Genomic DNA, 405 nt, shown 5'->3' with positions numbered 1-405 from the left:
ACCGCGCCACTGTGCCGCCACCTCGCCCAGCGCGCTCACGTCGTGGGCCACGACGCACTGGCGCGTCTCGATGCGGCCGTGGCCCTTGTCCACCACGGTGACCTGGGGCAGGGCCTGCTCCAGCTCGCCGCGGTCGTTGGCCTCGAACAGGCCCTCGATGGCCTGGGCCAGTGTGGGCTGGTTGTTCTTGACCGCGATGATGTAGTCCGCGGGCTTGGCCACGATGGCGTCGACCACCGCATGCTGGCAACCCATGGCATCGAGCGTCAGGATGGCGCCCTGGATCTGCAGGGCAGCCACCAGCTCCGGGATCGCCGTGATCTCGTTGCTCTTGGCTGCCGTCTTGACCTGACCCAGCACGAGACCGCGCGCGTGGTGCCAGGCCGAGACCAGATGCGTCATGCG

General features: G+C 68.9%; 1 protein-coding gene. It reads right to left on the bottom strand.

Translation table 11 applies throughout. The features are described from left to right. Positions 1-405: ISAs1 family transposase (locus tag HZU84_RS20125; protein ID WP_180693133.1), on the bottom strand; the 405-nt coding region annotated here is incomplete at both ends.

The organism is Sphaerotilus sulfidivorans (assembly GCF_013426975.1).
GTDB classification, from domain to species: Bacteria; Pseudomonadota; Gammaproteobacteria; order Burkholderiales; family Burkholderiaceae_C; genus Sphaerotilus; species Sphaerotilus sulfidivorans.
This window is presented reverse-complemented; position numbering and strand designations above follow the sequence as displayed.